We start from the raw sequence: 21,236 nt of genomic DNA on the forward strand, positions 1-21,236 counted from the left end.
CAGGGTTCCTGAGCCCCGCGACAGGGCCCGCTCAACCATCATCCTAGCCAGCTGCAGATTGCAGATCAGCGTCACGTACCAATCTTTCCAGCCCGGCCAGGTCCGGCACCCGCGCCACCTGCTCGCCCACCTGCACTGCCGCCAGCTCCAGCGCGGCCAGCGGCACGTCAACATAGTTCAACTGGCTGTCGAGCTTGCACGAGCGCGGAATACCCTGCAGCAGCAACGCCAGGAAGCGCAGGCCGGTATCTCCCAATGCGTTGAGCACCACCACCCGTGCCCGCTCGCCGCAAGTGGTCTGCCCGCCACAGGCCGCCTCGAAACCGATCAACGGCAAGCGCTGCTGGCGCCAGTCCACCCAGCCCAGGTGCCAGGCCGGCTCTCCTGGCTCGCAGGCGATGGCACGATGACCAATCAATTCGGCCACCGCCACGTTGGGCAGTACCAGGGTGCGGTCGCCCAGGGGCAACAGCAGGCCGGTGAGGCTGCTGCGCTGGCCGGCGATATGTTCAAGCATGGGGCTGGCTCCAGTGGGCGATGCTCTGCAACAGGACCGACTCCTGGTAGGGCTTGCCGAGGTAATCGTTGACGCCGATGGCCATGGCCCGGTCGCGGTGCTTCTGCCCGGTACGCGAGGTGATCATGATGATCGGCAACTGTGCCAGGCGTTCGTCGCGGCGGATGCGCGTTGCCACCTCGAAGCCGTCCATGCGCGGCATCTCGATGTCCAGCAGCAACACGTCCGGGCGGTGCTCCTCGAGCAGCGCCATGGCATCCACCCCGTCCTTGGCGGTCAGCACGCTCATGCCGTGGCGTTCGAGCAGGCGGCTGGTGACCTTGCGCACGGTCACCGAGTCGTCCACCACCATCACCAGCAATGGCCGCCTGGGCACCGGGCCGGTCAGCAGATGCTGCCCCTGCGCCGCGCCCGGCAGGCGCGCCAGGCGTCGCTGCTGGCCACGCAACTGGCCGAGCAGGTCGAGAATCAGCACCACCCGCCCGTCACCAAGCAGGGTGGCACCGGACAGCCCCGGCACCGCCGCGAACTGCGGGCCCAGGCTCTTGACCACGATCTCGCGGCTGGGCGACAGGCTGTCGACCTGGATCGCGAACGATTGCTCGTGGGAATGGGTGAGCAGCACCGGCAGCGGCACGCTCTGGCCCAGCAGGTTGGGTTGCGTACCCTCCTGCAGCAGCTCGCCGAGGTAACGCAGCGCGTAGTCATGGCCGGCATAGCTGTAGCGTGGCGGGTCGAGTCGGTAGCAGGCCTCGAGCTCCGATGGCGGCACGCGCACGATGCCCTCGATGGTGTTCAGCCCAATAGCGTACTGCTCATCCTCCACGTGCACCATCAGCGCCCGGTTCACCGACACGGTGAACGGCAAGCGGATCAGGAAGCGCGCGCCCTTGCCGGGGCTGGACTCGATGCTCATCGAACCGCCCAGCTGCTTGACCTCTTCATGGACCACGTCCATGCCCAGGCCGCGCCCGGAGATCTGGGTGATCTTCTCGGCAGTGGAAAACCCCGGGCGCAGGATGAACTGCAGGATCTCGTGGTCGCTCAAGCGTGCCTGCGGATCGAGCAGGCCGCGTTTGATCGCCTTGTTGCGCACCGCCTCCAGCGGCACCCCGGCACCGTCGTCGCTCATCTCGATGACGATGTCGGCGCCTTCGTGCAGCAGGTTCAGGTGGATGGTGCCCTGCTCCGGCTTATCGGCCGCCAGGCGCGCCTCGCGGGCTTCCAGGCCATGGTCGACGGCATTGCGCAGCATGTGTTCCAGCGGCGCGACCATGCGCTCGAGCACACTGCGGTCCAGCTCGCCCTCGGCATTGCCGACCACCAGTTCGACCTGTTTGCCCAGTTCGCTCGCCACCTGCCGCACCACCCGTTGCAAACGCGGCACCAGGCGTTCGAACGGTACCATCAAGGTGGCGGTCAGCCCCTCTTGCAACTGGCTGTTGACCCGCGCCTGCTGCTGCAACAGGCTGTGCGCTTCCTGGGCCCGCTGCAGCAGGGTCTCCTTGAGGTCGAGCAGGTCCGAGGTGGACTCGAACAGCGCCCGCGACAATTGCTGCAACTGCGAATGACGGTCCATCTCCAGGGGGTCGAAGTCGTCATAGGCGTCACCCTCGAACTGGTGCCGGCTCGAGATCCGCCCCTGGGTCTCGATATCCAGGCGCAGCAGCTGGTCGCGCATGCGCTCCAGCGTGGTCTCCATCTCGTTGAGAGCGAACTGCGCATCGTTGACCTGCTGCTCGATGCGCCCACGGATCACCGAATGCTCGCCGGCCAGGTTGCCCAGGTCGTCAAGCAGTTCGGCATCGACCTTGACCATGTCCCCGGCCCGCTCGGGCGCGACAGCCGGGGCTTCGGCCGGGGCGGGCTCGGCCTGGGGCTGCCCGGCGGCGCTGTCGGTCAGCGCGGCGCTGGAGAAGTTGCGGATATAGTCGATCAGCGCCGTCGCCGCGTGCAGCGGCTCACCCAGGCGCGCCGCGTCGAGCATGTGCGCCAGGCGGTCATGGCAGTTCTGCAGCAGGCTGAACAAGGCCGGCGTCGACGGCAGCCGCGCGGCCGCCAGCAGCTCGTACAGGAATTCCAGCTCATGGGCCAGGTCGCCGATGGCGGCGATCTCGACCATGCGCGCCCCACCCTTTAGGGTGTGCAGGTCGCGCAACAGGTTCTCCACCTCGACCGTGTTGCGCGGGTCGGCCTGCCAACGCGCCAGGGACTGGGCCGCGCTTTCGAGGATATCGGAGCTCTCTTCGAGGAAAACCTCCAGTAGTTCCTTGTCGCCTTCGCTTTCCTGCGTGTCGTCCTGCGCCTCGGTCGGGCCAGGTGGCGGAGCGTTATGGCGGAAATCGCGCAGCTCGCCCAGCAACGCCACCGCCGACAGCGGTGACTGGCCCTCGCGCAAGCTGCGCAGCATCTCAGCCAGGGCGTCATGGCTGCGTGCGAGCATCTCGAACAGCCCTGGGCTTGCCCCGATCCGCCGGTCCACCAGCCCTTCGTAGAGCAGCGCGAGCTCCTGGGCAAGCACTTCGATGGCGCCAATCGCGGCCATCTGCGCACCGCCCTTGAGGGTCAGAACATCATGTTGCAACGCAGACAGCGGTGACAGGCTTTCGGGATCGTCCTTCCATTGCCGCAGTGCCTGGTCGGCGCCCTCGAGAATATCCGCGGCCTCCTCGAGAAACAGCTCGACGACAGCGGGGTCCGGCAGCTGGCCAGGTTGGGGCAGCACTGTCGCGCCAGCTGCGCCGACCAACCCCAGGGCCGCCGGGTCGAGGGCATCGTCAAGCAAGCCATGCAAGGCGGCCAGGCAATCGGGGCGGGCGGTCGGATCCTGCCCGGCGGCTATTTCGTCGAACAGGTCGAGCAGCGCTTCGTGGGCCTGACGGGCGATGGCAAAGAAACGCGGTGTCACCGCAAGGCTGCCCTCTTCGACCGCGCCATAGAGGTCGAGCAGCCCTTCGCAGACTTCATCCACCTGCCACAGCTCAGCCTGGTGCGCACCATGGCTGAGGGTGGTCATTTCCTCGAGCAGCAGGTGCAGCTCATGATGCTGCGTGGGGTCGGCCTGCCAGTTGGCCAGCCGCGCCTCGGCGTCAAGCAGGATATCCATGCCCAGGGTCAGGAAGGTGGCCGTCAGTTGCGGGTCACGTCTGGCCCGGCGCGACGGGTGCGGCTCGGCCTGGTGCCGGGCGAGCCTGGCATCGACCGTTTGCCCGACCTGCTCGATCAACGCCGCAGCCCCCGGGATGGCAGCCAATGGTGAGCTATCCAACTGGGCCAGCCCCAGGTGGAACAGCGCACGCGCAGCCTCCAGCAGCTCGATCTCGGCCTGCTGTAAAGGCAGGTGGTGACCTTTGTACTCGCGCACCAGGCGGTCGAGCGCGGTGGCCAGTTCCGCCACCGGCATCACGCCGGCCATGGCGGCGCTGCCCTTGAGGGTGTGCAAGGCGCGTTGCAGGCTGTCGCTGACCACTGTGCCTTGGGCACCAGCCACCTGCAGGAAAACATCGAGCCCGGCCAGGTGCCCCTGGGCCTCGTTACGGAAAATCTCCAGCAGCTGCGGATCGAGCCCGTCGATGCTGGCGCTGGCCGGCGTGTCATTGAGCGCCAGTGCGTGCAGATGCCCGGCCAGTTGCTCTATCTCCGCAGTGGGCGGCAATTGGCTGGCGGCGAAGTCGGCGAGCAGGTCGGGCAGGCGCACGAACACTTGCTGCAAGGCCACCAGGCCTTCGGCGCTCAGTGTGATGCGCCCCTCCAGCACCCGGTTGAGCAGGTGCTCGGCGCCCCAGGCGAGTTCTGCCACGGCCTCTGCGTGAACCATCCGCCCGCTGCCCTTGAGCGTATGCAGCGCGCGGCGTACCTCGATCAGTGCCTCGCGCAGGCCGTTGTCGGCACGCCAACGCAGCCACTGGCGCTCGAGTTCAGGCAACAGTTCGCCGGCCTCTTCGAGAAAAACCTCGCGCAACTCGTCATCGACACCGTCCGCCATGCCGGAGCCAGCCAAGGGCCGCTCGAGGCGCGGGCATTGCACGCCCAGGGCGGTCAGGCTGGCGTGGGCCATGTCGATGAAACGCTGGGCATCGGCCAGCGGATCGGCCACCCGCCACTGCAACCAGGCCTCCCCGGCGCACAGGGCATCGGCCAGGTGGGCCAGCTCATCGGGCAGCGGCTCGTCCTCCACATGGACCAACCAGCCCTGCACATACCCCGCGCACCCACCGAACACCTCGGCGGCGGCCGGCAGCATCAGCATCGCCAACGCCCCGCGCACCTGCTGCAGCAAACCGGGCAAGGCCTGCAGGCGCTGACGCGACCAGTCCGACTCCAGGCAGTCGCCGATCAGGTCCTTGGCCTGCTGCAGCACATTGAGCGACTCGTTAAGTACCAGTTGGCGAATCTCGGCAAGGTCAGAACCAGGCAGGTTGCCTGGCGAGGTCTCCTCCAGCGGGCCGACCATGCCGTTGAGGGTCGCCTCGACGTACAACAGCGCCCCGGCGACATCCATCAACAGCGCCTCGTCCACCGCGCCGTCCTTCTCGACCTGCGCCTGCAGCGCCAGCACCTGGTCGATGATTACTCGTCGTGGCTGCTGGAAACCCAGCACTGCCAGGGTATCTGCGACATGGCGCAAGGGTGGCAGCAAGGTTTCCAACGACTCGCGGGGCGGATGCTCGCCACTGACAAAGGGGTCGAGACGGTCCTTGATGCGCATCAGGTCATCGCACAGGGCCATCACCACCGAACGCAGCGCGTCCCGCCCAGGGCCGGCCTGCATGTGCTCACGCCAGCTCCCCAGGGAAAGGTCGAGGTTGGCGAGGTCCGCGGCGCCCGCCAGGCGCTGCCCGAGTTCGCCCAGCAGGCTGCCCTGGGCCAGGGGCTCGGCACCCCGGCAGACCCGCAGCTGGTTGAGCAACGGCATGACCACCAGCGGCAAGTCGTGACGCGCTCCCCGCAGGCGATCCAGGTAAGGCGGCAATTGCTCAAGTCCCCGGAACAGCGCGCCCAGGCAGTCACCGCGAGGGCTCACCTGGCCCTCGGCCATGGCCCGTCCCAGCAGCTCCAGTTCCTCGGCCAGGCGCGTCGCGCCCGGCAATTCGAGCAGGTGCAGGCAACCGTGCACCTGGTGCAGGTTGTCGACGAAGAACGCCAGCATCGACAGGTCGCCTGGCTCCGCCGAGAAACGCTCCAGGGCCTGGCGCGCCTGCGCCAGGCAATCGAGGAGGGGGGCCTTGATCCAGGCCAGGGCCACCGTGTCGTGGCGCTCGCCGGCCGTATTGCCCGGGCCGGCCATGCTCGCCCCGCTCACGACCGCTCCACCGGCTTGGGCAGGGTGAAACCGGATACCGAGCGGCGCATCTCGCTGGCCATGCGTGCCAGGTGGCGGATGCTGTCGGCCGTGGCGCCGGAACCGGCGGAGGTCTGCGCGGTGATCTGCTGGATCACCGCCATGGTGTGGGAAATCTGCCCGGCAGACGACGTCTGCAACTGAGCGGCATCGGAGATGCTGTGAATAAGGTCGGCCATCGTCTGCGACACGCCTTCGATCTCTGCCAGGGCCACGCCGGCGTCCTGGGCCAGGCGCGCGCCGCGCACCACTTCGGCGGTGGTCTGCTCCATGGAGATCACCGCCTCGTTGGTATCGGCCTGGATGGTGCGTACCAACGCCTCGATCTGCCGGGTTGCCGAGGACGAGCGCTCGGCCAGGCGCTGCACCTCGTCGGCGACCACGGCAAAGCCGCGGCCGGCCTCGCCGGCGAGCGATGCCTGGATGGCCGCGTTGAGGGCGAGGATGTTGGTCTGCTCGGCAATGTCGTCGATCAGGCTGACGATATCGCCGATCTCCTGGGAGGACTCACCCAGGCGCTTGATCCGCTTGGCGGTGTCCTGGATCTGCTCGCGGATATTGTCCATGCCGTGGATGGTGTTGTGCACCACCTCGTTGCCCTTGTTGGCGATGGCCACCGAACGCTCGGCCACCTTGGCCGATTCATAGGCATGCGCGGAGACCCGGTCGATCGACTCGACCATGTCGCCCACCGCCTCGGACGCCTCGCTGATCTGCTCGGCCTGGTGCTCGGAGGCCTTGGCCAGTTGACGGGCGGTGTTCTGGGTGTCCTGCACCGCAGCGGCGACCTGCTCGGCACTGTGGTTGATGGTGGCTACCAGGTCGCGCAGCTGGTCGACCGAGAAGTTGATCGAGTCGGCGATGGCTCCGGTGAAGTCCTCTGTCACCGAAACGGTCACGGTCAGGTCGCCGTCGGCCAGTTCCTCGATCTCGTCGAGCAGGCGCATGATCGCCTGCTGGTTGCGCTCGTTCTTTTCCGCGGTCTCGCGGAGCTGGCGGTGGGTGGCGCGCACCATCACCAGGCCGATGAGGATGATCGAGGCCAGTGCCAGCAGGCCGAGTACGTAGCCGCCGACAGTATCGAGGGTACGCCCGCCGGCCAGGTTTTCGAAGCCGTTGGCCAGGTGCGAGGCCTCGTCGAGCAGGGTCTGCGACAGGCTGAAGATGTTACCGGCAGCCTCGCGCACGCGGAACAGTTCGGGCGAAGTCTCGAGGATTTCGTCCACCGAGCCCGAGACGAACTGGAACAGTTCGGCGATCTCGGCCAGCCGCGCCCGGGCATCGGCGTCCTCGACGCGGGTGACCTGGATCGCCGGGTTGCCGGCGAGCATGCCCTCGAGCACCTGGCCGAAGCGGCTGGCGTCGCGGCCGAAGGCATCGGCGGCCTGCACCGAAGTCTCGTCACCGGCGAGCACGGTGTTGACCGAGCCGAGAATGCGCTCGGCCAACAGCAACTGGCGCTGGGCCACGGCCACCTGGTTGGCCGGCGCACCGCTCTGCAGCAGGATTTCCACCACTTTCTCGTATTCGACCTGCAACTGCGGAACGGTCTCGGCCAGGGTGGCCGCGACCTGGTGCAACGACAGCACGGTCTGTTCGCTGGCCAGGATGGTGTCGGTGTTCTTGCGCAGGTTCTCCCAGTCCTGGCGCACCGCGTCCATTTCGTCGCGTACCGTGGCGGGCGCGGCGGGCAGGCCGGTGGTCTTGTCCCCCTCGCGCAGGTAGCTCCAGCGCCGCTCGAAGTCGTTGCGCGCGTCGCTGAGCAGCCTGAACGCCAGCGCCTTGCCCGCCGCCGCCTCGGTGGCGTTCTTGGCAATGCGCTGGGACAGCACGCGCAGCTCGCCGGCATGGCCGATGTACTGCTTGTCGTGGTTGGCCTGGGTGTTGAGGTAGGCGAAGTTGGCGAACAACAGGACGATCGACAGGATCAGCACCACGAACAGCACGGTGATCTGCGCGGTGCTGCGCGGGCGTTGGGCCACGGCGGCGGGCGAGACGCCGGCTGCGGCAACGGTGGGTCCTGGCTTGTTCACGTCGAAAGTCCTCTACAACGCCACATCGAGAAAGCCCGGCGCCTGGGCCAGGGCGAACGGGCTGAAGATCGCCCAATTGCGCTCACGGGGAAAATGGCCCTGCACGAAGGGCGCGGCCGCGCGGATCAACGGTTGCGGCGGCGACAGCTCGAGGCTGCTCAGGGCGAAGTGCTGCAGGCCGACCACTTCGTCCACCAGCAGCCCGGCGAACAGCTCTTCGTGATCCAGCACCAGCACCCGCCGTTGCTTGCCCGCCGCCGCCGGCCCCAGGCCGAAGAATGCACACAGGTCCATCACCGGCAGCAGCCGCCCACGCAGGTTGGCCACTCCGCGCACCCAGGGCTGCACACCCGGCACCCGGCTACCGCGGGGTTCGCGCAACACTTCGGCGACTTCACCCATGGGCGCGACGAACCACTGCCCGGCGACACGAAAGCCGATGCCGCTCCATTGTTGCAGGCGGATGTCCTGCGGTGGCTGGTCGGCCACCAGCAGGCGGCAGCGCCGGTCGATGTCCAGCAGCAGCTCGAAGGCGGTCAGCGATGCGCCCTGGGGCCGGGTGGTCAAGCCTGCAGCACTTCTTTGAGCTTGGCGATCAGCGCGTCTTCTTCCACAGGTTTGGTCAGGAAGTCGCGGGCGCCCTGGCGCTGGGCCCAGATCCGATCGGTTTCCTGGTCCTTGGTGGTGACCACGATCACCGGGATGGCGCTGGTTTCCGGGTCCTTGCTCAACTGGCGGGTGGCCTGGAATCCGTTCATGCCGGGCATGACAATGTCCATCAGCACCGCGTCGGGCTTTTCCTGGCGGGCCAGGGCCACGCCGTCGGCACCGTTGTCGGCCTTGAGCACCCCATAGCCGTGCTTCTCCAGCCATTCGGTCAATCTGTACATCTCTGTCGGCGAGTCGTCGACAATCAGAACTCGGGCCATGCTGTTTCCCCATCAGGAAATAGAGACGCCGCCTTGCGTGGGCGGCGTCAGGGTGCGTGTGGATCCTGCGCGGCGAAACCGGGCACGCAGGCACGGATCGCGTCGAGCAGTTCTTCCTTGCTGAACGGTTTGGTCAGGAACTGGTCGGAGCCGACCACCCGGCCGCGGGCCTTGTCGAACAGGCCGTCGCGGGAAGAGAGCAGGATCACCGGGGTGTCCTTGAACGCGCTGTTGTGCTTGATGATGGCGCAGGTCTGGTAGCCATCGAGGCGCGGCATCAGCACGTCGACGAAGATGACCCGCGGTTTGTGGTCGACGATCTTGGCCAGGGCGTCGAAGCCGTCACTGGCGGTGATCACCTCGCAGCCTGCCTCGCCGAGCAACATCTGCGCGGTGCGGCGGATCGTGCGGGAATCGTCGATCACCATCACCTTCAGGGGTTGTTCCATATAGTTCGCCATCATTTGCTGCTCTGGTCTGAGCGGCAAGCTGCAAGTTACAAGCGTCAAGTAAAAGCAAATGGGTGTGCAGCCCGGCTCTCTTGCAGCTTGTGGCTTGGAGCTTGAAGCTGGATCGAGCCTTTTTAGCACACTCCCGAAGGCCATTCCATCCGCCCGCCCCTTGACCGTGGGCGCGCCCGGCGCCACCCTGAGCCACTTTTCTTTCGTGCCATCGCGGCCTAGGGCCGCCAAGAGGAACTACCCATGAGCGTTCGCCTCGGGATTGTCATGGACCCCATCGCGTCCATCTCCTACAAAAAGGACAGCTCGCTGGCCATGCTGCTGGCCGCCCAGGCCCGCGGCTGGAGCCTGTTCTACATGGAGCAGCGCGATCTGTACCAGGGCCAGGGCAAGGCCCGCGCACGCATGCGCCCGCTCAAGGTGTTCGCCGACCCGGCCCGCTGGTTCGAACTGGGCGAGGAGCAGGACAGCACCCTGGCCGAGCTGGACGTGATCCTGATGCGCAAGGACCCGCCCTTCGACATGGAGTTCGTCTACAGCACCTACCTGCTGGAACAGGCCGAGGCCGAAGGCGTGCTGGTGGTCAACAAGCCGCAGAGCCTGCGCGACTGCAACGAGAAGCTGTTCGCCACGCTGTTCCCGCAGTGCACGCCCCCCACGCTGGTCAGCCGCCGCCCCGACATCATCCGCGAATTCGCCGCCGAGCATGGTGATGTGATTCTCAAACCGCTGGATGGCATGGGTGGCACTTCGATCTTCCGTCACCGGGTCGGCGACCCCAACCTGTCGGTGATCCTCGAGACCCTGACCGCGCTCGGCGCCCAGCAGATCATGGCGCAGGCCTACCTGCCGGCGATCAAGGACGGCGACAAGCGCATCCTGATGATCGACGGCGAGCCGGTGGACTACTGCCTGGCGCGCATCCCGGCCAGCGGCGAGACCCGCGGCAACCTGGCCGCCGGTGGTCGCGGCGAAGCCCGCCCGTTGAGCGAGCGCGATCGCTGGATCGCCGCCCAGGTCGGCCCGACCTTGCGTGAAAAGGGCCTGCTGTTCGTCGGCCTGGACGTGATCGGCGACTACCTCACCGAAATCAACGTCACCAGCCCGACCTGCATCCGCGAGATCGACGCCGCCTTCAACACCAATATCGGCGGGCAATTGATGGACGCCATTGATCGCAAGCTTCAGGCGCGCTGACCGAAGACAGGTGGCAACACCGCGCAGTGGGGTATGATGCCGGTCCTTTTCGACTGAGCTGCTGCCCCGCCTAGGCTCTGTACGAAAAGTCTTGAGACGCAGGTCAGGCAAGGCGAAAACAGCCGAGGAAGCGGAGTGTACTGGAGTACATGAGCATTCCGAGGCTGTTTTCAACGCAGCATGAACAAGTATCAAGGCTTTTGGTACAGAGCCTAGCGGTTGCTGGATACCCGATGACGCTTCCCGCCGACATCCCACCCGACCTGCTGCCACCGCGCGTCCGCCCGGTGGACCGGCTCGGTTTCACCCTGTTCCTGGCCACCCTGGTGCACCTGGCGCTGATCCTGGGCGTGGGTTTCACCGTGGTCAAACCGGCCGAAATCCGACACGCCATGGATATCACCTTGGCCACCTTCAAGAGCGAGAAAGCGCCCGAGAAGGCCGATTTCCAAGCCCAGGACAACCAGCAGGGTAGCGGTACGCTGGACAAGAAAGCGGTGCCCAAGACCACCGAGGTCGCGCCGTTCCAGGACAGCAAGATCAACAAGATCACCCCGCCCCCGGCGGCGAAACCGCAAACACCCCCGGCACCGGCGAAGTCCGTGGTCGCCACCCAGGCGCCGAAGCCGCAGAAAGCCGAGCCCAGGCCCAAGGAGAGCAAGCCGCAACCCAAGCCCGAGGCCAAGGTACCGGACTTCGACAGTTCGCAGCTGTCCAGCCAGATCGCCAGCCTCGAGGCCGAACTGTCCCAGGAACAGCAGCTTTACGCCAAACGCCCGCGCATCCACCGTCTGAATGCCGCCTCGACCCTGCGCGACAAGGGTGCCTGGTACAAGGAAGAGTGGCGCAAGAAGGTCGAGCGCATCGGCAACCTCAACTACCCCGAAGAAGCCCGGCGCCAGCAGATGTACGGCAGCCTGCGGATGATGGTGTCGATCAACCGCGACGGTTCGCTGTACGAGGTGCTGGTGCTGGAGTCCTCCGGCCAGCCCGTGCTGGACCAGGCTGCCCAGCGCATCGTGCGCCTGGCGGCGCCCTTCGCGCCATTCACCGGGGACCTGGCGGAGTTCGACCGCCTGGAGATCATCCGTACCTGGCGCTTTGCCCGGGGTGACCGGCTGTCGAGCAACTGATCGGGTCCGCGTTGCGGCCCATCGCTGGCAAGCCAGCTCCCACAGGGACAGCGCATGGCTTGAGTTCTGCACGATCGGTGGAGGAGCCGGCTTGTCAGCCTCGCCACCTGGCGCCACACTAGCGGACATGAAGACCCTCGCCCCCAGCTACCTCAAGCACCAGTTCCTGATCGCCATGCCGCACATGGCCGATCCGAACTTTGCCCAGACCCTCACCTACATCGTCGAGCACAATGCCCACGGCGCCATGGGCCTGGTGGTCAACCGCCCGCAGGAGCTGAACCTGGCCGACATCCTCGAGCAGTTGCGCCCGGACGATGAGCCGCCCGCCAGCACCCTGCACATCCCGATCTACCAGGGCGGCCCGGTGCAGACCGACCGCGGCTTCGTACTCCACAGCAACGACCGCAGCTACCAGGCCACGGTCGAGCTGGAGGGCCTGTCGCTGTCCACCTCCCAGGACGTGCTGTTCGCCATCGCCGCCGGCGACGGTCCGCGCAAGAGCCTGATCACCCTGGGCTACGCGGGCTGGGAAGCCGGCCAGCTGGAGGCCGAGCTTGCCGACAACGCCTGGCTCAACTGCCCCTTCGACCCCGAGATCATCTTCGGCATGGCCAGCGACATGCGCCTGGGCGCCGCCGCCGCCAGCCTGGGGATCAACCTTAGCCTGCTGACCAGCCAGGCGGGCCACGCCTGATGGCCGAACTGCGCTTGCTGCTTGGCTTCGACTACGGCACCCGGCAGATCGGCGTGGCCGTCGGCCAGGTGATCACCGGCCAGGCCCGAGAACTGTGCACGCTCAAGGCGCAGAACGGCGTGCCGGACTGGAACCAGGTCGAGAAGCTGATCAAGGAATGGAAACCCGACGCCATCGTCGTCGGCCTGCCGCTGAACATGGACGGCACGCCCAGCGAGATGAGCGAACGCGCCGAAAAATTCGCCCGTCGCCTGCACGGCCGCTACAACCTGCCGGTACACACCCACGACGAACGGCTCACCACCTTCGAAGCCAAGGGCGAGCAGATGGCCCGTGGCGGCCGGCATGGCAGCTACCGCGACAATCCGGTCGACGCCATCGCCGCGGCCCTGCTGCTGCAAGGCTGGCTGGAGGCCAACACTTAAATCCGCTTTGCCGCCGGCGGCTTGCCGGCGCCCGCCTTCCGAGGAGCACGCAATGAGCCTACCCAATCCCGCCGACCTGATCCGGCAGATGGCCGTCGACCTTCGCGCCCACCTGGCCCGCCGCACGTTCGCCGAGCCACGCTTCATCGGCATCCGCACCGGCGGCGTGTGGGTGGCCCAGGCCCTGCAGGCCGAGCTCGGCGACCAGAGCCCGCTGGGGACCCTGGACGTTTCCTTCTACCGTGACGATTTCAGCCAGAACGGCCTGCACCCGCAGGTGCGCCCCTCGGAACTGCCTTTCGAAATCGAAGGCCAGCACCTGGTGCTGGTGGACGACGTGCTGATGAGCGGGCGTACCATCCGCGCCGCGCTCAACGAGCTGTTCGACTACGGCCGCCCGGCCAGCGTGACACTGGTGTGCCTGCTCGACCTGGATGCCGGCGAGCTGCCGATCCGCCCGAATGTGCTTGGCGCCACCCTGTCCCTGGCCGCCCATGAACGGGTAAAATTGACCGGACCCACGCCGCTCGCCCTCGAGCGCCAGGACCTCGCTCCCGCATCCGCCCTTTAAGAGTCCCCCGCGATGACGCCATTCGACGCCAAGCGCCCGCTGCAGCTCAATGATCAGGGCCAGCTGCGCCACTTCCTCTCGCTCGACGGTTTGCCCCGCGAACTGCTGACCGAGATCCTCGACACCGCCGACTCGTTCCTCGAAGTCGGCGCCCGGGCCGTGAAGAAAGTCCCGCTGCTGCGCGGCAAGACCGTGTGCAACGTGTTCTTCGAGAACTCCACCCGTACCCGCACCACCTTCGAGCTGGCCGCCCAGCGCCTGTCGGCGGACGTGATCAGCCTGAACGTGTCGACCTCCTCGACCAGCAAGGGCGAGACCCTGTTCGACACCCTGCGCAACCTGGAGGCCATGGCCGCCGACATGTTCGTCGTGCGCCACTCCGACTCCGGCGCCGCCCATTTCATCGCCGAGCACGTGTGCCCGGACGTGGCGGTGATCAACGGCGGTGACGGCCGCCACGCCCACCCGACCCAGGGCATGCTCGACATGCTGACCATCCGTCGGCACAAGGGCAGCTTCGAGAACCTGTCGGTGGCCATCGTCGGCGATATCCTGCACTCGCGCGTGGCCCGCTCCGACATGCTCGCGCTCAAGGCGCTGGGCTGCCCGGACATACGCGTGATCGGCCCGAAGACGCTGATCCCGATCGGCATCGAGCAGTACGGCGTGAAGGTGTACACGGACCTCGCCGAAGGCCTCAAGGATGTCGACGTGGTGATCATGCTGCGCCTGCAGCGTGAGCGAATGGCCGGCGGCCTGCTGCCCAGCGAGGGCGAGTTCTACCGCCTGTTCGGCCTGACCACCGCGCGCCTGGCCGGTGCCAAACCCGACGCCATCGTCATGCACCCGGGCCCGATCAACCGCGGCGTGGAGATCGAGTCGGCAGTGGCCGACGGCCAGCATTCGGTGATCCTCAATCAGGTCACCTACGGCATCGCCGTACGCATGGCAGTACTGTCCATGGCCATGAGCGGGCAGAACGCGCAACGTCAATTCGAGCAGGAGAACGCCCAGTGACCATCAGCATTATCGGCGCCCGGGTCATCGATCCTGCCAGCGGCCTGGACAAGGTCACCGACCTGCACCTCGACGGCGGGCGCATTGCCGCCATCGGCGCGGCTCCAGCCGGCTTCAGCGCCAGCCGCATGATCCAGGCCGATGGCCTGGTCGCCGCCCCAGGCCTGGTCGACCTCGGTGTCTCCCTGCGCGAACCTGGCTACAGCCGCAAAGGCAACATCGCCAGCGAAACCCGCGCCGCGGTCGCCGGTGGCGTCACCAGCCTGTGCTGCCCACCGCAGACCAAGCCAGTATTGGACACCTCGGCCGTCGCCGAACTGATCCTTGACCGCGCCCGCGAAGCGGCCAACAGCAAGGTCTATCCGATCGGTGCCCTGACCAAAGGCCTGGAAGGCGAGCAACTGGCCGAACTGGTGGCCCTGCGCGACACTGGCTGCGTGGCCTTCGGCAACGGCCTGAAAGAGATCCCCAACAACCGCACCCTGGCTCGCGCCCTGGAATACGCCGCCACCTTCGACCTGACCGTGGTGTTCCATTCCCAGGACCGTGACCTGGCCCAGGGCGGCCTCGCCCACGAGGGGCCGATGGCCAGCTTCCTCGGCCTGCCTGGCATCCCGGAAACCGCCGAGACCGTGGCCCTGGCCCGCAACCTGCTGCTGGTCGAGCAGAGCGGCGTACGCGCTCACTTCACACAGATCACCAGCGCCCGTGGCGCCCGGCTGATCGCCCAGGCCCAGCAGTTGGGGCTGCCGGTCACCGCCGATGTGGCGCTGTACCAGCTGATCCTCACCGATGAGGCCCTGCGCGACTTCTCAAGCCTGTACCACGTGCAGCCGCCACTGCGCACCGCCGCCGACCGCGACGGCCTGCGCGAGGCGGTAAAGTCTGGGGTGATCCAGGCAATCTCCAGCCATCACCAGCCCCACGAGCGCGATGCCAAGCTGGCGCCGTTCGGCGCCACCGAGCCAGGCATCAGCAGTGTCGAGCTACTGTTGCCGCTGGCCATGACCCTGGTGGAGGACGGCCTGCTCGACCTGCCGACCTTGTTGGCACGCCTGAGCAGCGGCCCGGCCACGGCCATGCGCCTGCCAGCCGGCGAGCTGAAAGTCGGCGCCGCCGCCGACCTGGTGCTGTTCGACCCGAAAGCCTCGACCGTGGCCGGCGAACACTGGTTCTCCCGCGGCGAGAACTGCCCGTTCATCGGCCACTGCCTGCCGGGCGCGGTGCGTTATACCTTGGTCGATGGGCACGTCTGCCACGAGGCCTGAGTAACGCCATCGCGGGGCAAGCCCGCTCCCACGAAGCCCCCGGGGTCATTGTGTGGAGCAGGCCTGCCAGGCAATGCCTTGAAACAACCATTCATCCCTCTCGGTTGAAATCCTTCCCCCCTCCCCCCATATGAGTCTGCATCAGGCATTTTCGCCCCGCTGCGTGGAGACTCTCCCCTTGACTACCATCGTTTCTGTCCGCCGTAACGGCAAAGTCGTCATGGGCGGCGACGGCCAGGTTTCCCTCGGCAACACCGTGATGAAAGGCAACGCCAAGAAAGTGCGGCGCCTGTACAACGGCCAGGTCATCGCCGGTTTTGCCGGTGCCACCGCCGATGCCTTCACCCTGTTCGAGCGCTTCGAAGCCCAGCTGCAGAAACACTCCGGCCACCTGGTGCGTGCCGCCGTCGAGCTGGCCAAGGAATGGCGTACCGACCGCTCGCTGAGCCGCCTGGAAGCGATGCTGGCCGTGGCCAACAAGGATGCATCCCTGATCATCACCGGCAACGGCGACGTGGTCGAACCCGAGGACGGGCTGATCGCCATGGGTTCCGGCGGTGGCTATGCCCAGGCCGCGGCCCGCGCCCTGCTGAACAAGACCGACCTGTCGGCCCGCGAGATCACCGAGGCCGCCCTGAACATCGCCGGCGACATCTGCGTGTTCACCAACCACAACCTGACCATCGAGGAGCAGGACCTGGCCGAGTGAATCAGTTGTTTTGGCGTCCCGCTCGCAGCGGGACTTTTCCACACTGATCACTGTGCTTGAGGACCCCACACATCATGTCCATGACCCCACGCGAAATCGTCCACGAACTCAACCGCCACATCATCGGCCAGGACGACGCCAAACGCGCCGTCGCCATTGCCCTGCGCAACCGCTGGCGGCGCATGCAGCTCCCCGCCGAGCTGCGTGCCGAAGTCACCCCCAAGAACATCCTGATGATCGGCCCCACCGGCGTGGGCAAGACTGAAATCGCCCGCCGCCTGGCCAAGCTGGCCAACGCACCGTTCATCAAGGTCGAAGCGACCAAGTTCACCGAGGTCGGCTATGTCGGCCGTGACGTCGAATCGATCATCCGCGACCTGGCCGACGCCGCGCTGAAGATGCTGCGCGAGCAGGAGATCGTCCGCGTGCGCCACCGCGCCGAGGACGCCGCCGAGGACCGCATCCTCGACGCCCTGCTGCCACAGGCGCGGGTCAGCAGCTTCAGCGAGGAAGCCCAGCAGAGCAGCAGCGACTCCAACACTCGCCAGCTGTTCCGCAAGCGCCTGCGCGAAGGCCAGCTTGACGACAAGGAAATCGAGATCGAAGTCGCCGAAAGCATGGGTGTCGAGATCGCCGCGCCACCCGGCATGGAAGAGATGACCAACCAGCTGCAAAGCCTGTTCGCCAACATGGGCAAGGGCAAGCGCAAGGCACGCAAGCTCAAGGTCAAGGACGCGCTGAAGATGGTCCGTGACGAAGAAGCCGGCCGCCTGGTCAATGAGGAAGAGCTCAAGGCCAAGGCCCTGGAAGCGGTCGAGCAGCACGGTATCGTGTTCATCGACGAGATCGACAAGGTTGCCAAGCGTGGCAACGTCGGCGGCGCCGATGTTTCCCGTGAAGGCGTGCAGCGCGACCTGCTGCCGCTGATCGAAGGCTGCACCGTCAATACCAAGCTGGGCATGGTCAAGACCGACCACATCCTGTTCATCGCCTCCGGTGCGTTCCACCTGAGCAAGCCGAGCGACCTGGTGCCCGAATTGCAGGGCCGTCTGCCGATCCGTGTCGAGCTCAAGGCGCTGACCCCGGAAGACTTCGAGCGCATCCTCAAGGAGCCGCACGCCTCGCTGACCGAGCAGTACAGCGCCCTGCTCAAGACCGAGGGCCTGAACATCGAGTTCGCCGACGAGGGCCTCAAGCGCCTGGCCGAGATCGCCTACCAGGTCAACGAGAAAACCGAGAACATCGGTGCCCGCCGCCTGCACACCCTGCTCGAGCGCCTGCTCGAAGAGGTGTCGTTCAGCGCCGGCGACCTGGCCAGCGCCCACGACGAGTCGCCGATCCACATCGACGCCGCCTACGTCAACAGCCACCTGGGTGAGCTGGCGCAGAACGAAGACCTGTCGCGCTACATCCTGTAAGACCGCAGGGGGCCGCGTTGCGGCCCCCTTGCACAATGCCTGGAATCACTCGAAGCTTGCAGCTTGAAGCCAAAGAGAGAGTCACCCATGGCCCGCCTCCCCACCGCCATCAACCTGCACAAAGCCTCCAGAACCCTTACCCTCACCTACGCCCCCGGCGAGGTCTACCACCTGCCCGCCGAGTTCCTGCGCGTGCACTCGCCTTCCGCCGAAGTCCAGGGCCACGGCAATCCCATCCTGCAATTCGGCAAGATCAACGTCGGCCTCAGCGGCCTGGAACCGGCTGGTCAATACGCACTGAAACTGACCTTCGACGACGGCCATGACTCAGGATTGTTCACCTGGGAATACCTCGAGCAGCTGTGCCTGCGCCAGGAGCAGCTATGGGCCGACTACCTCGACGAATTGCACAAGGCCGGCAAATCCCGCGACCCGTCCGAATCGGTAGTGAAATTGATGCTCTAGCTCAAGCCCCGCAAGCTTTAGAGCGCATTTTCTAATCTCATCTGCTTGAATACCTGGATGACGGCCAAAGATTGGCTGTCTTGCGCATTACACGAAAGTCGGGTAACCAATGGAGCTGGCAAGTTCCCTGCATCGCCTCCGGGCAGGCAGGGCCAGGCCGGTATGTAGAGGTCGCGAGCGAAAGCAGGTTGTCTTCACACGCAGAAACCCCCGCAGCTCATCATCGGCACGCATCCGGTCGCAGCACCGCTGTTCCTTATCACTGGTCACCCGAGTAGCAGTACCGGGCTGTCACAGCACACCGGTACTCGTCTCAGGACAACGGAGCGTCGTAGATGAGTAACAAGAACAACGATGAGTTGCAGCGGCAGGCCTCGGAAAACACCCTGGGGCTGAACCCGGTCATCGGCATTCGCCGCAAGGATCTACTTACATCGGCACGCACGGTATTACGCCAGGCCATGCGCCAGCCCTTGCACAGCGCCAAGCACGTGGCGCACTTCGGCCTGGAGCTGAAAAACGTCCTGCTGGGCAAGTCGGCCCTGCAACCGGAAGGCGACGACCGTCGCTTCAGCGACCCGGCGTGGAGCAAGAACCCCCTTTATCGCCGCTACCTGCAGACCTACCTGGCCTGGCGCAAGGAACTCAACGACTGGATCAGCGAGAGTGACCTGTCGCCGCAGGACATCAGCCGCGGGCAGTTCGTCATCAACCTGGTGACCGAGGCCATGGCGCCCACCAACACCCTCTCCAACCCGGCCGCGGTCAAACGCTTCTTCGAGACCGGCGGCAAGAGCCTGCTCGACGGGCTGTCCAACCTTGCCAAGGACATCGTCAACAACGGCGGCATGCCCAGCCAGGTGAACATGGAGGCTTTCGAGGTCGGCAAGAATCTGGGCACCAGCGAAGGCGCGGTGGTGTACCGCAACGATGTGCTGGAGCTGATCCAGTACAGCCCCATCACCGAGCAGGTGCACAGCCGCCCGTTGCTGGTGGTGCCACCGCAGATCAACAAGTTCTACGTATTCGACCTGAGCCCGGAAAAGAGCCTGGCGCGCTTCTGCCTGCGCTCACAGCAACAGACCTTCATCGTCAGCTGGCGCAACCCGACCAAGGCCCAGCGCGAGTGGGGCCTGTCCACCTACATCGACGCACTCAAGGAAGCCGTCGACGCGGTGCTGGCGATCACTGGCAGCAAGGACCTGAACATGCTCGGTGCCTGCTCCGGCGGTATCACCTGCACGGCGCTGGTGGGCCACTACGCCGCCCTCGGCGAAAAGAAGGTCAATGCCCTGACCCTGCTGGTGAGCGTGCTCGACACCACTGTCGACACCCAGGTGGCATTGTTCGTCGACGAGCAGACCCTGGAAGCGGCCAAGCGCCACTCCTACCAGTCCGGCGTGCTGGAAGGCAGCGACATGGCCAAGGTGTTCGCCTGGATGCGCCCCAACGACCTGATCTGGAACTACTGGGTCAACAACTACCTGCTCGGCAACGAGCCACCGGTGTTCGACATTCTGTTCTGGAACAACGACACCACCCGACTGCCGGCCGCCTTCCACGGCGACCTGATCGAGATGTTCAAGAACAACCCGCTGATCCGTTCCAACGCCCTCGAAGTGTGCGGCACGGCCATCGACCTGAAGCAGGTCGACTGCGACATCTACAGCGTTGCCGGCACCGCCGACCACATTACCCCGTGGCAGTCGTGCTACCGCTCGGCACACCTGTTCGGCGGCAAGATCGAGTTCGTGCTGTCCAACAGCGGCCATATCCAGAGCATCCTCAACCCCCCGGGCAACCCCAAGGCGCGCTTCATGACGGGCGAAGACCGCCCGGACGACCCGGTGGCCTGGCAGGAGAACGCGGTCAAGCATGCCGACTCCTGGTGGCTGCACTGGCAGGCCTGGCTGGGTGAGCGCGCCGGCGAACTCAAGAAGGCACCTACACGGCTGGGTAACCGCGCCTATACCGCGGGCGAGGCCGCACCGGGAACATACGTGCACGAGCGTTGAGCCGAACCGCCGTGGTGCGCCTGCTGGCGCAGCGCGGCGCTACTTTCACCACAGAGTCACGCGCATGCCGCAACCGTACATCTTCAGGACCGTCGAGCTGGACGACCAGTCCATCCGCACTGCGGTCCGCCCCGGCAAGCCCCACCTGACGCCGCTGCTGATATTCAACGGCATCGGCGCCAACCTCGAGCTGGTGTTTCCATTCATCGAGGCCCTGGACCCGGACCTGGAGGTCATCGCCTTCGACGTGCCCGGGGTGGGCGGCTCGTCCACGCCCCGTCACCCCTACCGTTTTCCCGGCCTGGCCAAGTTGACTGCAAGGATGCTCGACTACCTGGACTACGGCCAGGTCAACGTCATCGGCGTGTCCTGGGGCGGCGCCCTGGCCCAGCAGTTCGCCCACGACTACCCCGAACGCTGCAAGAAACTGGTGCTGGCCGCCACCGCCGCCGGTGCGGTGATGGTACCGGGCAAGCCCAAGGTGTTGTGGATGATGGCCAGCCCACGGCGCTACGTGCAGCCCTCCCATGTGATCCGCATCGCGCCGCTGATCTATGGCGGCGGCTTTCGCCGGGATCCGGACCTGGCCATGCACCATGCCTCGAAGGTGCGTTCGGGCGGCAAGCTGGGCTACTACTGGCAACTGTTCGCCGGGCTCGGCTGGACCAGCATCCACTGGCTGCACAAGATCCACCAGCCCACCCTGGTGCTGGCCGGCGACGACGATCCGCTGATCCCGCTGATCAACATGCGCCTGCTGGCCTGGCGGATTCCCAATGCCCAGCTACACATAATCGATGATGGCCACCTGTTCCTGATCACCCGGGCCGAGGCCGTCGCACCGATCATCATGAAATTCCTCGAGCAAGAACGCCAACGCGCGGTCATGCACCCTCGGCCAGCGGCACGGGGGTAGGAAGGCTTTTTATTGCGTCAGCACGGGCCTTTGCGGGCACTCCCAGGCAGGTGATGCGAACCTGCAGGAGTAGCTTTACCCGCACCAAGGCCAACGCGGAAATGGATCTGACGAAGGGGTGTTG

At 66.1% G+C, this 21,236-nt stretch carries 18 protein-coding genes; 12 read left to right on the plus strand and 6 right to left on the minus strand.

The features are described from left to right. Positions 1-43: 43 nt before the first annotated feature. From ACVWY1_RS22285 to pilG, 6 genes are all read right to left on the minus strand, one after another. Positions 44-517 (minus strand): chemotaxis protein CheW, encoded by a 474-nt coding sequence (locus tag ACVWY1_RS22285; RefSeq protein ID WP_023632084.1) that lies wholly within the window; start codon positions 515-517, stop codon positions 44-46. Then, the gene (locus tag ACVWY1_RS22290; RefSeq protein WP_457378779.1) at positions 510-5,804 is read right to left on the minus strand and encodes an Hpt domain-containing protein; all 5,295 of its coding nucleotides are present in this window, start codon (positions 5,802-5,804) and stop codon (positions 510-512) included. The genes ACVWY1_RS22285 and ACVWY1_RS22290 overlap by 8 nt, the downstream gene beginning before the upstream one ends. A gap of 11 nt (positions 5,805-5,815) precedes the next feature. Next, the gene (locus ACVWY1_RS22295; RefSeq protein WP_102682257.1) at positions 5,816-7,840 is read right to left on the minus strand and encodes a methyl-accepting chemotaxis protein; all 2,025 of its coding nucleotides are present in this window, start codon (positions 7,838-7,840) and stop codon (positions 5,816-5,818) included. Positions 7,841-7,903: 63 nt separating this feature from the next. Further along, positions 7,904-8,458, minus strand: a complete 555-nt coding sequence (locus ACVWY1_RS22300) for a chemotaxis protein CheW (protein ID WP_046853926.1) — start codon at positions 8,456-8,458, stop codon at positions 7,904-7,906. Then, positions 8,455-8,820: a twitching motility response regulator PilH gene (gene pilH / locus ACVWY1_RS22305; protein ID WP_046853925.1), complete on the minus strand. Its 366-nt coding sequence runs from the start codon at positions 8,818-8,820 to the stop codon at positions 8,455-8,457. The genes ACVWY1_RS22300 and pilH overlap by 4 nt, the downstream gene beginning before the upstream one ends. Positions 8,821-8,867: 47 nt before the next feature. Then, positions 8,868-9,269 (minus strand): twitching motility response regulator PilG, encoded by a 402-nt coding sequence (gene pilG, locus ACVWY1_RS22310; RefSeq protein WP_102682258.1) that lies wholly within the window; start codon positions 9,267-9,269, stop codon positions 8,868-8,870. A gap of 255 nt (positions 9,270-9,524) precedes the next feature. Between pilG and gshB the strand changes: the two genes are divergently transcribed. From gshB to phaZ, 12 genes are all read left to right on the plus strand, one after another. After that, positions 9,525-10,478 carry a glutathione synthase gene (gene gshB / locus ACVWY1_RS22315; RefSeq protein ID WP_046853923.1) on the plus strand — a complete coding sequence of 318 codons (954 nt, stop codon included), beginning with the start codon at positions 9,525-9,527 and terminating at the stop codon, positions 10,476-10,478. 233 nt (positions 10,479-10,711) lie between these two features. Further along, positions 10,712-11,611: an energy transducer TonB gene (locus ACVWY1_RS22320; protein ID WP_102682233.1), complete on the plus strand. Its 900-nt coding sequence runs from the start codon at positions 10,712-10,714 to the stop codon at positions 11,609-11,611. Between the two features lie 127 nt (positions 11,612-11,738). After that, complete coding sequence (locus tag ACVWY1_RS22325) at positions 11,739-12,308, plus strand: YqgE/AlgH family protein (protein ID WP_102682234.1); 570 nt, start codon at positions 11,739-11,741, stop codon at positions 12,306-12,308. Then, positions 12,308-12,733 (plus strand): Holliday junction resolvase RuvX, encoded by a 426-nt coding sequence (gene ruvX, locus ACVWY1_RS22330; RefSeq protein ID WP_028688357.1) that lies wholly within the window; start codon positions 12,308-12,310, stop codon positions 12,731-12,733. Before ACVWY1_RS22325 ends, ruvX begins: the two co-directional genes overlap by 1 nt. Before the next feature lie 52 nt (positions 12,734-12,785). Next, positions 12,786-13,304, plus strand: a complete 519-nt coding sequence (gene pyrR, locus ACVWY1_RS22335; protein ID WP_277502206.1) for a bifunctional pyr operon transcriptional regulator/uracil phosphoribosyltransferase PyrR — start codon at positions 12,786-12,788, stop codon at positions 13,302-13,304. 12 nt (positions 13,305-13,316) lie between these two features. After that, the gene (locus ACVWY1_RS22340; RefSeq protein WP_102682236.1) at positions 13,317-14,321 is read left to right on the plus strand and encodes an aspartate carbamoyltransferase catalytic subunit; all 1,005 of its coding nucleotides are present in this window, start codon (positions 13,317-13,319) and stop codon (positions 14,319-14,321) included. Beyond that, positions 14,318-15,589, plus strand: coding sequence for a dihydroorotase (locus ACVWY1_RS22345; RefSeq protein ID WP_102682237.1), 1,272 nt, complete (start codon positions 14,318-14,320; stop codon positions 15,587-15,589). The genes ACVWY1_RS22340 and ACVWY1_RS22345 overlap by 4 nt, the downstream gene beginning before the upstream one ends. A 178-nt stretch (positions 15,590-15,767) precedes the next feature. Further along, the gene (gene hslV / locus ACVWY1_RS22350) at positions 15,768-16,298 is read left to right on the plus strand and encodes an ATP-dependent protease subunit HslV (protein WP_011536056.1); all 531 of its coding nucleotides are present in this window, start codon (positions 15,768-15,770) and stop codon (positions 16,296-16,298) included. 74 nt (positions 16,299-16,372) lie between these two features. After that, positions 16,373-17,716 (plus strand): ATP-dependent protease ATPase subunit HslU, encoded by a 1,344-nt coding sequence (gene hslU / locus ACVWY1_RS22355; protein ID WP_102682238.1) that lies wholly within the window; start codon positions 16,373-16,375, stop codon positions 17,714-17,716. An 87-nt stretch (positions 17,717-17,803) separates the two neighbouring features. Beyond that, positions 17,804-18,181: a gamma-butyrobetaine hydroxylase-like domain-containing protein gene (locus tag ACVWY1_RS22360; protein ID WP_102682239.1), complete on the plus strand. Its 378-nt coding sequence runs from the start codon at positions 17,804-17,806 to the stop codon at positions 18,179-18,181. A 335-nt stretch (positions 18,182-18,516) separates the two neighbouring features. Next, positions 18,517-20,196: a class II poly(R)-hydroxyalkanoic acid synthase gene (gene phaC, locus ACVWY1_RS22365; protein ID WP_046853916.1), complete on the plus strand. Its 1,680-nt coding sequence runs from the start codon at positions 18,517-18,519 to the stop codon at positions 20,194-20,196. Positions 20,197-20,260: 64 nt separating this feature from the next. Continuing rightward, positions 20,261-21,112, plus strand: a complete 852-nt coding sequence (gene phaZ / locus ACVWY1_RS22370) for a poly(3-hydroxyalkanoate) depolymerase (protein WP_038706927.1) — start codon at positions 20,261-20,263, stop codon at positions 21,110-21,112. Positions 21,113-21,236: the final 124 nt, after the last annotated feature.

The organism is Pseudomonas sp. TE6288 (genome assembly GCF_054062095.1).